General features: G+C 70.3%; 12 protein-coding genes. 4 read left to right on the top strand and 8 right to left on the bottom strand.

What is annotated here, in order from left to right:
- Position 1: 1 nt before the first annotated feature.
- Complete coding sequence (uvrC, locus tag AB0K11_RS18630; protein WP_364979750.1) at positions 2–2,035, bottom strand: excinuclease ABC subunit UvrC; 2,034 nt, start codon at positions 2,033–2,035, stop codon at positions 2–4.
- 56 nt (positions 2,036–2,091) lie between these two features.
- On the opposite strand from uvrC, the gene AB0K11_RS18625 reads away from it, so the two are divergent.
- Positions 2,092–4,050, top strand: a complete 1,959-nt coding sequence (locus AB0K11_RS18625; RefSeq protein ID WP_364980481.1) for a gamma-glutamyltransferase family protein — start codon at positions 2,092–2,094, stop codon at positions 4,048–4,050.
- Between the two features lie 31 nt (positions 4,051–4,081).
- Positions 4,082–4,552, top strand: a complete 471-nt coding sequence (locus AB0K11_RS18620; RefSeq protein WP_364979747.1) for a GNAT family N-acetyltransferase — start codon at positions 4,082–4,084, stop codon at positions 4,550–4,552.
- Here AB0K11_RS18620 and AB0K11_RS18615 read toward each other — a convergent pair.
- The 4 genes from AB0K11_RS18615 to AB0K11_RS18600 form a co-directional block, all read right to left on the bottom strand.
- Positions 4,539–5,006, bottom strand: coding sequence for a PH domain-containing protein (locus AB0K11_RS18615; protein WP_364979744.1), 468 nt, complete (start codon positions 5,004–5,006; stop codon positions 4,539–4,541). The genes AB0K11_RS18620 and AB0K11_RS18615 overlap by 14 nt on opposite strands.
- Positions 5,003–5,485 carry a 6,7-dimethyl-8-ribityllumazine synthase gene (ribH, locus tag AB0K11_RS18610; RefSeq protein WP_364979741.1) on the bottom strand — a complete coding sequence of 161 codons (483 nt, stop codon included), beginning with the start codon at positions 5,483–5,485 and terminating at the stop codon, positions 5,003–5,005. Before ribH ends, AB0K11_RS18615 begins: the two co-directional genes overlap by 4 nt.
- A complete protein-coding gene (locus tag AB0K11_RS18605; RefSeq protein WP_364979738.1) occupies positions 5,482–6,816 on the bottom strand; it encodes a bifunctional 3,4-dihydroxy-2-butanone-4-phosphate synthase/GTP cyclohydrolase II in 1,335 nt (444 codons plus the stop codon). The genes ribH and AB0K11_RS18605 overlap by 4 nt, the downstream gene beginning before the upstream one ends.
- A gap of 100 nt (positions 6,817–6,916) precedes the next feature.
- Complete coding sequence (locus AB0K11_RS18600) at positions 6,917–7,516, bottom strand: riboflavin synthase (protein ID WP_364979735.1); 600 nt, start codon at positions 7,514–7,516, stop codon at positions 6,917–6,919.
- 87 nt (positions 7,517–7,603) lie between these two features.
- Here AB0K11_RS18600 and AB0K11_RS18595 point away from each other — a divergent pair, with 87 nt between their 5' ends.
- Positions 7,604–8,317, top strand: coding sequence for an LppX_LprAFG lipoprotein (locus AB0K11_RS18595; RefSeq protein WP_364979732.1), 714 nt, complete (start codon positions 7,604–7,606; stop codon positions 8,315–8,317).
- Positions 8,317–9,969 (top strand): MFS transporter, encoded by a 1,653-nt coding sequence (locus AB0K11_RS18590; RefSeq protein ID WP_364979729.1) that lies wholly within the window; start codon positions 8,317–8,319, stop codon positions 9,967–9,969. The genes AB0K11_RS18595 and AB0K11_RS18590 overlap by 1 nt, the downstream gene beginning before the upstream one ends.
- Before the next feature lies 1 nt (position 9,970).
- Here the strand turns inward: AB0K11_RS18590 and AB0K11_RS18585 are convergent, their stop codons facing one another.
- The 3 genes from AB0K11_RS18585 to rpe form a co-directional block, all read right to left on the bottom strand.
- Positions 9,971–10,123, bottom strand: a complete 153-nt coding sequence (locus AB0K11_RS18585) for a hypothetical protein (protein WP_364979727.1) — start codon at positions 10,121–10,123, stop codon at positions 9,971–9,973.
- Between the two features lie 151 nt (positions 10,124–10,274).
- Positions 10,275–11,276, bottom strand: coding sequence for a bifunctional diaminohydroxyphosphoribosylaminopyrimidine deaminase/5-amino-6-(5-phosphoribosylamino)uracil reductase RibD (ribD, locus tag AB0K11_RS18580; RefSeq protein WP_364979724.1), 1,002 nt, complete (start codon positions 11,274–11,276; stop codon positions 10,275–10,277).
- The gene (rpe, locus tag AB0K11_RS18575) at positions 11,273–11,953 is read right to left on the bottom strand and encodes a ribulose-phosphate 3-epimerase (protein WP_364979721.1); all 681 of its coding nucleotides are present in this window, start codon (positions 11,951–11,953) and stop codon (positions 11,273–11,275) included. The genes ribD and rpe overlap by 4 nt, the downstream gene beginning before the upstream one ends.
- Position 11,954: the final 1 nt, after the last annotated feature.

The following is an 11,954-nucleotide window of genomic DNA, read 5'->3' as shown; positions in this document are numbered from 1 at the left end:
GTCATCCCGATGCCCTGGCCTGATCATCCTCGACAACGGCTGTGGGCACAGCGGAATCGGCCGCTGCGCCGCCGAGAGCCTCCAGCACCGCCTTCGCCGTCGTCGCGCCGATCCCCGGCACCGCGGTGATCTCCTCGACCGTGGCCTCCTTCAACTTGGCGACCGAACCGAAGTGCGTCACCAGCGCCTTGCGCCGGTGTTCACCCAGACCGCGCACCGAGTCGAGAGCCGAGGCCGTCATCCGCTTGGACCGCTTGCTGCGGTGATAGGCGATGGCGAATCGGTGCGCCTCGTCGCGGACGCGCTGCAGCAGATAGAGCCCCTCGCTGTTGCGCGGGAAGATCACCGGGTCGGGTTCGGCGGGCACCCACACCTCCTCCAACCGCTTGGCCAGCCCGACGACGGCGACGTCACTGACGCCGAGGTCGTCGAGCACCGCCTGCGCGGCGTTCACCTGAGGTGCGCCGCCGTCGACGACGAAGAGGTTCGGCGGGTAGGCGAAGCGCCGCGGCCTGCCCGTGCCCGCGGTGTCGGTCGGCTCCGGCGCTGTCGCCGGTTCGGGTGAGTCCGTCGGGGGCCGGGTGTCCTGCAGATGACGGTAGAACCGCCGCCGGGTGACCTCGGCGATGGACGCCACGTCGTCGGAGCGGCCCTCCCCGGCCGCCTCCCGGATCGCGTAGTGGCGGTAGTCGGACTTGCGCGGCAGCCCGTCCTCGAACACCACCAGTGAGGCCACGACGTCGGTGCCCTGGACGTGGCTGATGTCGACGCATTCGATGCGCAGCGGTGCGTCCGCGAGCCCGAGGGTGTCCTGGATACTCTGCAGCGCAGCACTTCTCGCGGTGAAGTCGCCGGCACGCTTCAGCTTGTGCTGCGCCAGGGCGTCCATGGCGTTGCGCCTGACGGTCTCGGCCAACGCACGCTTGTCGCCGCGCTGGGGCACCCGCAGCGACACCCGCGACCCGCGCAGCCCCGAGAGCCATTCCGCCAGTTCGTCGGCGTTGTCGGGCAGGCACGGCACCAGCACCTGGCGTGGCACCGGGTTGGTCGCCTCGTCCCTGCCGCCGTCGCCGGCCACGCCCAGCTCCGCCTGATCGCCGTAGAACTGAGTGAGGAACTGTTCGACCAACCGCTCCTCGCCGGATTCGCCTGGGTCGCCGGACTTCTCGACGATCCAGCCGCGCTGGCCGCGCACCCGCCCGCCACGGACGTGGAACACCTGTACGGCCGCTTCGAGCTCGTCGTCGGCGAACGCCACCAGGTCGGCGTCGGTGCCGTCGCCGAACACCACGGTCTGCTTCTCCAGCGCCCGCTTGAGCGCGCCGATGTTGTCCCGCAACCGCGCTGCGCGTTCGAAGTCCAGCTGCTCGGCGGCCTCGGCCATCTGGTGTTCCATGTCACGCGCCAGCCGGTCGGTCTTGCCCGCCAGGAAGTCGCAGAAGTCCAGCACGATCCGGCGGTGCTCCTCGGCGCTGACCCTGCCGACGCACGGAGCCGAGCACTTGTCGATGTAACCGAGCAGGCAGGGCCGGTCGATCTGCTTGTGCCGCTTGAACACTCCGGCCGAGCAGGTGCGGGACGGGAACACCCGGGTGAGTAGGTCGAGAGTCTCCCGGATCGCCCACGCGTGAGAGTACGGCCCGAAGTACCGCACCCCCTTGCGGCGCGGCCCGCGGTAGACCATCAGCCGCGGGTACTCCTCGTTCAGGGTCACCGCCAGCACCGGGTAGGACTTGTCGTCGCGGTAGCGGATGTTGAACCGCGGATCGAACTCCTTGATCCAGAGGTACTCCAGCTGCAACGCCTCGACCTCGGTGGTGACCACCGTCCACTCGACCTTGGCCGCGGTGGTCACCATCTGCCGGGTGCGCGGCGCGAGGCCGGCGATGTCGGCGAAGTAAGAGTTCAGCCGGCTGCGCAGGCTCTTGGCCTTGCCGACGTAGATCACCCGGCCGTGCGGGTCTCGGAAGCGGTAGACACCCGGTTCGACGGGGATCGACCCGGGCGCGGGCCGGTACGTCGCTGGATCGGGCACGGTTTCCAGGTTACTGCCGCAGACCTGTGTGACTCCGCTAACGTCGAGGGGTGCGCATCCCGGTATGCCCGCAGAAGCTCGCGGCCCTGTTGGCGGGTGTCGGACTGGTCGTGGCCGGCTGCGGCAGCGACGACGAGTCCCCTCCCACCCCCGCGGCGAGCCCGTGCGAGATCGTGTCCAACGGCACACCGGCGCCCAAGACGCCGACCGCCGCGCCCGACGCTCCCACCTCGCGGAATCTCGGCACCAATCCCGAGGTCGCCACCGGTTACCGCAAGGACATGACGGCGGTGCACACCGCGCGCTACGCGGTTGCGACGGCCAATCCGCTGGCCACCCAGGAGGCCTGCCGGGTGCTGCGGGACGGCGGCACCGCGGCTGACGCGCTGGTCACCGCGCAGTCGGTGCTCGGCCTGGTCGAACCCCAGGCCTCAGGCATCGGCGGCGGCGGCTTCCTGCTCTACTTCGACGCCGCGTCGGGCAAGGTGCAGGCCTACGACGGGCGGGAGGTGGCCCCGGCCGCCGCGACCGAGAACTACCTGCGCTGGATCTCCGACACCGACCGCACCGAGCCGAAGCCGGACGCCAGGGCGTCGGGCCGGTCCATCGGCGTGCCCGGCATCGTGCGGATGCTCGAGGACGCCCATCGGGAGCACGGCAAGTCCACCTGGCGTGACCTGTTCCAGCCCGCCGTGGGGCTGGCCGACCGCGGTTTCGACATCAGCCCCCGGCTGGCCGCGGCCATCGCCGACGTCGCCAAGGAACTGCGGGTCGACCCCGAGGCCGCCGCCTACTTCCTCAACGCCGACGGCAGCCCCAAGACCGCGGGCACCAGGCTGACGAACCCGGCATACGCCAAGACTTTGGGCGCCCTGGCCACCGACGGGGCGCAGGCGTTCTACAGCGGACCGATCGCCCAGGCGATCGTGGAAGCCGCCGCGGACACCGCGGGCGGCCGCACCCCCAGCCTGATGACCGCGCAGGACCTCTCCGGCTACACGGTGAAAATGCGTGAGCCGCTGTGCAAGTCGTACCGCGGCCGGGAGGTGTGCGGGATGCCGCCACCGTCCTCGGGCGGCATCGCGGTGCTGGCCACCCTCGGCATGCTGGAGCGCTTCTCGATGGGCGACCACAAGCCCACCGACCTCGACCTCAACGGCGGCCGGCCGACGGTGATGGGTGTCCACCTGATCTCCGAGGCCGAGCGGCTGGCCTACGCCGATCGCGACAAGTACGTCGCCGACACCGAATTCGTCCCGCTGCCGGGCGGCACGCCGAACACCCTGCTCAACAGCGACTACCTCGCCGGACGCGCGGCCCTGATCTCCGAGCAGCGGACGATGGGCACCGCCAAGCCCGGCGAGTTCGGCCCGAAGACCTCGCCGGTGCCGCCCACACCGGAGCACGGCACCAGCCAGATCAGCGTGGTCGACTCGTTCGGCAACGCCGCATCGCTGACCACCACGGTGGAGTCGGCGTTCGGCTCGTTCCACATGGTCGACGGCTTCATCCTCAACAACCAGCTCACCGACTTCTCGGCGGAGCCCGCCGGTCCCGACGGCGCGCCGGTCGCCAACCGTATCCAGCCCGGTAAGCGGCCGCGCAGCACGATGGCCCCGACGCTGGTGTTCGACGAAGGCGGTGGTGCGCCGGGGGCACGGGGCCCGTTGTACGCCGTGCTCGGCTCCCCCGGCGGCTCCGTGATCATCCAGTTCGTCGTGAAGACCGTCGTCGGCATGACCGACTGGGGCCTCGATCCGCAGCAGGCGGTCGGAATGGTCGACTTCGGGGCGGCGAACACGCCGAAAACCAATGTCGGCGGCGAGCATCCGAACATCAACACGGCCAACGACGGCGACGACGACCCGCTGGTGCAGGGCCTGCGCAAGCTCGGCCACGACGTCGACCTGGCCGACCAGTCGAGTGGGCTGTCCGCGATCGTGCGGGACCAGTCGGGCCTGACCGGCGGCGCCGATCCGCGTCGCGAAGGGCTGGTGATGGGCGACGCCCGGTGAGCAGGAGCGCAGCGACTCGAGGTGTGCTCCGGTGAGTGGATCACGGGTGGCCAGGCTCGCCGAATCCGACTGGCGCACGTTCGCCGTGATCCGGTTGCGGGCGCTCACCGATTCGTTGGGTTCCGACGACCCGCAGTTCGTCAACGAGTCGGCGTTCACCGCGGCGCAGTGGCGGCGCCGGCTGCGTGACCACGCGCAGTTCGCCGCATTCGTCGACGACCGTCCGGTCGGCCTGATCGGCGCGCAGAAGGAGAGCGTCGACACCGTGTACCTGTACTCGTTGTGGCTCGACCCGGAGGCACGCGGATACGGCCTGGCCCGCCCCCTGGTCGAGGCCGCGGTCGACTGGGCGAGCAGTCAGGGCGCCCGCACGGTGACACTGCGGGTGGCCGCCGACAACTCGGTGGCACGCAGCGTCTACGAGAGCGTGGGATTCACGGTGAAGTCGGTGACGGCGGAGAAGTCACGCCCCGAGTTCGCGATGGCGCTCAGCGTGACGTGATGTCGGGCCGGTGGCGCGACAGTGCGGCACGCACCCGGTCCATCGCGTCGACAGCGCGCCCCTTGTCGATCGCCTGGATGGCCATGACGGGGATGTACTCGTCGTCCGGGAGGTCGATCCGGGCCCACCGGGCACCCACCGGGAACGACACACCCACCACGTCGGACCACGGGATGAGCTTGTAGGCCAACAGGTTACGCACCGCGATGCCGGAAGCACCGACGCGCAGCCGAGGTCTGGCGAAGAGCAGCACCACCCCGCCGATCACGACGCCGAGCAGGGCGATCGCCACCTGGTCGGCGGTCTGGAAGATGACCCCGGTCGAGCTCACCTTCAGCAGCAGGCCGACGGTGACGTGCGCGGCGACGATGATCGCCGCGGCCGCATAGGCGAAATACGGCGTCAGATGGGGCCGCACCTCGACCTCGACCTCGTCACCGGTCGCGTCGCTCATGACCGCCCGCGCAGCTCACGCAAGGTCAGCGCGGTCGACAGCGCCGCCGCGGCGGCCTGCGCACCCTTGTCCTCGGTCGAGGACGGCAGGCCCGCCCGGTCGAGCGCCTGGTCCTCGGTGTTCACGGTCAGCACCCCGTTGGCGACCGGGGTCGACGCATCGAGTGACACCCGGGTCAGTCCCTGGGTCACCGCATCGCACACGTAGTCGAAATGCGGTGTCTGGCCGCGGATCACCACGCCGAGCGCCACCACCGCGTCATGACTCTCGGCCAAAGCCTGTGTCACCACCGGTATCTCGATCGCGCCGAGCACGCGCACCACCGTGGGGTCGTCGATCCCGGCTTCGGCGGCGACCTTGCGGGCGCCGTCGAGCAGCGCGTCGCAGATCTGCTGGTGCCAGGTACTCGCGACGATCGCCAGCGTGATGTCCGACGCGTCGAGCTTCGGCAGGTCTGGGACCCCGGCCGCCGGGCTCACAGGGCGCCGCCGGAATCGCGTGGGTCGGCAGCGGGCGGGCGGCGGTCGCCGAGCAGGTACACCGCCTCGTCGTAGCCGTCCATCGTGTGCGCCTCTTCGAAGTCGTCCAGGCCGATCAGGTCGTGGCCCATGCGGTCGCGTTTGGTCATCAGATACCGGATGTTCTCGGAGTTGGCCCGCACCGGCAGCGGCACCCGCTCGATGATGTGCAACCCGTAGCCGTCCAGGCCGACGCGCTTGGCGGGGTTGTTGGTCAGCAGCCGCATCGACCGCACGCCCAGGTCGACGAGGATCTGCGCCCCGATGCCGTAGTCCCTCGCGTCGGCGGGCAGGCCGAGCTTGAGGTTCGCGTCGACGGTGTCGTCGCCGGCGTCCTGCAACTGATAGGCCTGCAGCTTGTGCATCAGCCCGATGCCGCGGCCCTCGTGGCCACGCATGTACAGCACGATGCCGCGGCCCTCGCGGGCCACCATCGCCATGGCGGCGTCCAGTTGCGGCCCGCAGTCGCAGCGCCGGGAGCCGAACACGTCACCGGTCAGGCATTCGGAGTGCACCCGGACCAACACGTCGTGACCGTCGCCGTGCGGGCCTGCCACATCGCCGCGGACCAGCGCCACGTGTTCGACGTCCTCGTAGATGCTGGTGTAGCCGACGGCACGGAACTCACCGTGCCGGGTCGGGATGCGGGCCTCGGCGATGCGGACGATGTGCTTCTCGTGCTTGCGCCGCCACTCGATCAGATCGGCGATCGAGATCAGCGCGAGCTCGTGCTCGTCGGCGAAGACCCTCAGCTCGTCGGTCTGCGCCATCGCGCCCTCGTCTTTCTGGCTGACGATCTCGCAGATCGCCCCCGCGGGCTGCAGCCCCGCCAGCCGCGCCAGATCGACCGCGGCCTCCGTGTGCCCCGGCCGGCGCAGCACGCCACCGTCCTTGGCGCGCAGCGGAACCACATGGCCCGGCTTGGTGAAATCTTCGGAGACGGCGGCCGGGTCGGCGAGCGCACGCATCGTCGTCGCCCGGTCGGAGGCCGAGATACCGGTTCCGACACCGACTTTCGCGTCCACCGTGACGGTGTACGCGGTGCCGTGCTTGTCCTGGTTGACCGCGTACATCGGCAGCAGGCCGAGCCGGTCGCAGACCTCGCCGCTCAGCGGCACGCACAGGTAGCCCGAGGTGTAGCGGACCATGAACGCGACGAGTTCGGGAGTGGCCTTCTCGGCGGCGAAGATGAGGTCGCCTTCGTTCTCGCGGTCCTCGTCGTCGATCACGACCACGGCCTTACCCGCGGCGATATCGGCGATCGCCCGTTCGACAGAGTCGAGCCTGGTCATCTGCTGCCACCTTCACCGGATCCAGGACCTCGGTCTATCAGTTCGGAGACCGGGTCCACATCATCAGTATGAACCACTCGCAGGCGGCGATTATTGCCAGCTAGCCCGCCGTGGGACCCATCAGTCGTTCGACGTACTTGGCGATGATGTCGACCTCCAGGTTGACCGGGTCACCGATGCCCGCGGTGCCGAGTGTCGTCAATTCCCGGGTGGTCGGGATCAGCGACACCTCGAACCAGTCGTCTCCCAGGCCGGACACGGTCAGCGACACCCCGTTGACGGTGATCGACCCCTTCTCGACGACGTAGCGGGACAGCGACTCGGGCAGGCCGACCCGCATCACCTCCCAGTGCTCGAACGGTGTGCGCGCAATCACATGCCCGGTGCCGTCGACGTGGCCCTGCACGATGTGTCCGCCGAGCCGGCTGTTGACCGCCGCGGCGCGCTCCAGGTTGACCCGGCTGCCCTTGGCGATGTCGCGCAGGCTGGACCGGTTGAGGGTCTCGCCCATCACATCGGTGGAGAACGCTCCGTCGGCCAGCACGTCGACCACTGTCAGGCACACCCCGTTGACGGCGATCGAGTCGCCGTGGCCGGCGTCCGACGTGACGACCGGACCGCGGATGACCAGCCGGGCGGCGTCACCGAGGTCCTGTTTGTCGACGACCTCGCCCACCTCTTCGACGATTCCTGTGAACACGTCGACCAGCCTATTCCGGTGCGCCGGCGGATCGCCGCTGCGGGCGGCAAACTCGTCGCCGCGACGCGAACCTCTACGATGCAAGTCATGCGTCTGCGCCCACGCCATGCCCTGCATGCCTTCATCGCAATCCTTTTCGCCACCGCACTGGTGGTGACCGGCTGTTCGTCGTCGCCGGAACAGTCGAGCGAACCGCTGCCCGATGCGACGACGCTGCTGCAGGACTCCGCGAAGACCACCCGGGAAAACCAGAGTGCGCACCTGCAGCTCTCGACCACGGGCGAGATCCCGGAGCTGCCGATCGAGACGCTCGAAGGCGATCTGACCAACACCCCGGCGGTGGCCGCGCAGGGCACCACGAACCTCGCCCTGATGGGTCAGCGCCTCGAAGGTGTGCAGTTCGCCGTCGTCGACGGCACCCTCTACGCCGCGCTCACGCCGGGCAGCGGTCTGCAGGACTTCGGTCCGGCCGCCGACATCTTCGACGTCTCGGCGATCCTCGACCCGAACCGCGGTCTGGCCAACCTGCTCGCCAACTTCACCGACGCCAAGGCCGACGGCCGCGAGAACATCGCAGGCACCGACACCGTGCGGGTGACCGGCACGGTCAGCGCCGAGGCCGTGAACTCGATCGCCCCGCAGCTCGGCGCCACCGGCCAGGTGCCCGCCACCGCGTGGATCGCGGAGAACGACAAGAAGGAACTGGTGCAGGCCCGGCTGGAACCCAAGGACGGCGTGAGCATCACGATGACGTTCACCGACTGGGGTAAGCCGGTCACCGTCACCAAGCCCGCGGTGTGATGACTTCTCCTTCGGTGGAAGCCACGCCCAGAACGACGGTGCGCAGCCGCGGGATCGCGCTGAGCGCAGGCAGCCTCGCGGTGCTGCTGGGCGCGCTCGACACCTACGTCGTGATCACCATCATCCGCGACATCATGATGGACGTCGGGATCGCGATCAATCAGATCCAGCGGGTGACGCCCATCATCACCTGGTACCTGCTGGGCTACATCGCCGCGATGCCGCTGCTCGGCCGGGCCTCCGACCGGTTCGGCCGCAAGCTGATGCTGCAGGTGAGCCTCGCCGGCTTCGCGGTCGGGTCGGTGATCACCGCGATGTCGACCGACCTCGTGGTGATGGTCGTCGGCCGCACCATCCAGGGCGCCGCCAGCGGCGCACTGCTGCCGGTGACCCTCGCGCTGGCCGCCGACCTGTGGGCCAGCCGCCAACGCGCGGCCGTGCTCGGCGGAGTGGGCGCCGCCCAGGAACTCGGCGCCGTGCTGGGCCCGGTGTACGGCATCGCCATGGTCTGGGCGTTCCACCACTGGCAGGCGGTCTTCTGGGTCAACGTGCCGCTGGCGGTCATCGCGATGGTGATGATCCACTTCAGCCTGCCCGGGCGCGCACAGACCGACGAGCCGCAGAAGGTCGACGTGTTCGGCGGTGTGCTGCTCGCCGTCACGCTCGGCCTGGTGGTCATCGGGCTCTACAACCCCGCGCCGGACGGCAAGAAGATCCTGCCCGACTACGGAGCGCCGCTTTTGATCGCCGCCGCGGTGGTCGCCGTCGGCTTCTTCGTCTGGGAGCGGTTCGCCCGCACCAGGCTGATCGAACCGGCCGGGGTGCGGTTCCGGCCGTTCCTGGCCGCACTCGGGGCGTCCCTGACGGCGGGCGCAGCGCTGATGGTGACGCTGGTCAACGTCGAGTTGTTCGGGCAGGGCGTGCTCGGCCAGTCCCAGAACGAGGCCGCGTTCCTGCTGCTCCGATTCCTGATCGCGCTTCCCGTCGGCGCCCTGCTGGGCGGGTGGATCGCCAGCCGGGTCGGTGACCGGATCGTGGCGTTCGCCGGCCTGGTGATCGCCGCAGGCGGCTTCTTCCTGATCTCGAAGTGGCCGGTGGACCTGTTCTCGGCGCGCCACGACCTCGGCTTCGTGTCACTGCCGGTGCTCGACACCGACCTCGCGATCGCCGGTGTCGGACTGGGCCTGGTGATCGGGCCGCTGACCTCTGCGACGCTGCGGGTGGTGCCGGCCGCCCAGCACGGCATCGCGTCGGCCGCGGTGGTGGTGGCACGCATGATCGGCATGCTCGTCGGCATCGCCGCGCTGTCGGCGTGGGGCCTCTACCGGTTCAACCAGGCGCTGGCCCAGCGCCTGGCCGAGCTGCCGCAGCCCGTCGTGAGCTCGCCCAGAGAGCAGGCGCTCGCCCAGGCCACCCGTTACACCAAGGCGACGCTCGAGGCGTACGTGATGCAGTTCCACGACATCTTCCTGGCGACGGCCGTCGTCTGCATCATCGGCGCCCTGCTCGGTCTGCTGATCGCGGGCCGCCACCAGCACGCCGACGAGACGGGCGAAGCGGAGCCGGCGCCGCCCCCTGCCGACGAGCCGGCGTTCAGCGACCCGGCCACCGCGGGTGCGGAGCCGCAACTGGGCCGGCACCGGGCCGACTGACTCAGCAGCGTTCGAGGCCGGGGCGCAACAGCGTCGGCTCGGTGCGGTCTTCCTTTTTGCCGGGCAGGACGCCGCGGAGGGGCGCGAAGACGAAGGTCCGCACAGAATGCGGTGTCACGGTCGGAATGCTGAGCCAGTCCTGCAGTGCAGTCACGCTCAAGTCCTTTGCTCGGGGTCACCAGCGCGTGGGTCGTCGGTGACAGCGCTCTGGTACGAGTGTACCGAGAGTCGCACCTCATTTAGTTGCCGTGGCCGCGCGTCGAGGGCGATATGGCCCACAGTCCGGCGGGATAGACGGCGGAGAATCAGGCCGGGATCAAGCTCACCAGCAGGTCAGGCCCGACGGCGTCCGTGCCGTCGAATCGCCACCTGCGGGCCGCCGTGATGGTCGGCACACCGACGTCGTCGACGGCGGTGATCGGCCCGCCCAGCAGGATCGGAGCCATGTAGGCCAGGATCCTGTCGACGACGCCGGCCCGTAGGAAGGCGCCGGCCAGGGTCGGCCCGCCCTCCAGGATGACGTCGGTGCGGTCAGAGAGGGCGCGGATCACCTCGTGCGGGTCACGGGTGCGAATCACCATCGTTCTCGAGTCGTCGTCGAGCACCCGCGCCTCGGAGGAGATCTCCCGCACCCCGACGACGACGCGCAGCGGTTGCCGGTCGGCCAGGCTGCCGTCGGGCCTGCGGGCGGTCAGCGCGGGATCGTCGGCGAACACCGTGCCGGTGCCCACCACGATGGCGTCCGCGCGAGCCCGCCTGCGGTGCACGTCCGCGCGGGCCGCCTCACCGGTGATCCACTGGCTGCTGCCGTCGGCCGCGGCGCTGCGGCCGTCGATGCTGGCGGCGAACTTCCACGTGACGTGCGGGCGGCCGGTCCGCTGTTTGTGCAGCCACTCCCGCAGCGGTCCACCGGCGACGACGTCGGCGAGCACCCCGGTCGCTACGTCGACACCGGCCGCGGCGAGCCGTTCCGCTCCCCCGGCCGCCACCGGGTTCGGGTCCGCGACCGCGAACGCGACCGCGGCCACCCCGGCCGCCAGCAACGCGTCCACGCAGGGCGGCGTGCGGCCCTGATGGTTGCAGGGTTCCAGCGTGACGACCGCGGTACCGCCCGCCGCCCGGGCACCGGCCCGCCGCAGCGCGACCACCTCGGCGTGCGGCCCACCCGGCGGCTCGGTGGCGCCCACGCCGGCGACCTCGCCGTCCGCGTCGAGGATCACCGCACCGACCGGCGGGTTCGGGTAGGTGGTGCCCTTGACGCGGTCGGCATGTTCGACGGCGAGCCGCATCGCGGCCTCGGGGGTCACAGCACCAGGTGTCGGGATGCCCCTGCGGCCCGGTGGCGCAGCGACGCCACGGCGGCCGCGGGATCGTCGGCGCTGTAGACCGCGGACCCGGCGACGAAGCAGTCCACCCCGGCCTCGGCGGCCGCCTCGATCGTGTCGGCGTTGATGCCGCCGTCGATCTCGACCAGGATCGTCAACTCGCCCGCGTCGACGAGCCGGCGCGCGGTGGCGACCTTCACGAGCACCTCGGGGATGAACTTCTGGCCGCCGAAACCGGGCTCGACGGACATCACCAGCAGGGTGTCGAAGTCGCGCAGGATCTCCAGGTACGGCTCCAGCGGTGTGCCCGGCTTGACGGAGAGTCCGGCCTTCGCGCCCGCGGCGCGGATGTCGCGGGCCACGCCCACCGGGTTGTCCGTCGCCTCGGCGTGGAACGTCACGTTGTACGCGCCGGCCTCCGCGTACGGCGGCGCCCAGCGGTCCGGGTCCTCGATCATCAGATGGCAGTCCATCGGGATGTCGGTGACCTTGAGCAGCGACTCCACCACCGGCAGGCCGAGCGTCAGGTTCGGCACGAAGTGGTTGTCCATCACATCGACGTGCAGCCAGTCGGCACCCGTCACGACGGCGGTCTCATCGGCCAGTCGGGCGAAGTCGGCGGCCAGGATCGACGGCGCGATCATCGGTTGCTCCGGCATG

The organism is Mycobacterium sp. NPDC050551 (assembly GCF_040674075.1).
Classification (GTDB): domain Bacteria; phylum Actinomycetota; class Actinomycetes; order Mycobacteriales; family Mycobacteriaceae; genus Mycobacterium.
The sequence above is the reverse complement of the archived record's forward strand: the minus strand, read 5'-3'. Positions and strand labels throughout refer to the sequence as shown.

Coding starts and splice junctions, on each gene's coding strand:
- AB0K11_RS18615 (WP_364979744.1), bottom strand. CDS start 5,006: ATGAGCGACGCGACCGGTGACGAGGTCGAGGTCGAGGTGCGGCCCCAT.
- AB0K11_RS18605 (WP_364979738.1), bottom strand. CDS start 6,816: ATGACCAGGCTCGACTCTGTCGAACGGGCGATCGCCGATATCGCCGCG.
- AB0K11_RS18595 (WP_364979732.1), top strand. CDS start 7,604: ATGCGTCTGCGCCCACGCCATGCCCTGCATGCCTTCATCGCAATCCTT.
- AB0K11_RS18590 (WP_364979729.1), top strand. CDS start 8,317: ATGACTTCTCCTTCGGTGGAAGCCACGCCCAGAACGACGGTGCGCAGC.
- rpe (WP_364979721.1), bottom strand. CDS start 11,953: ATGCCGGAGCAACCGATGATCGCGCCGTCGATCCTGGCCGCCGACTTC.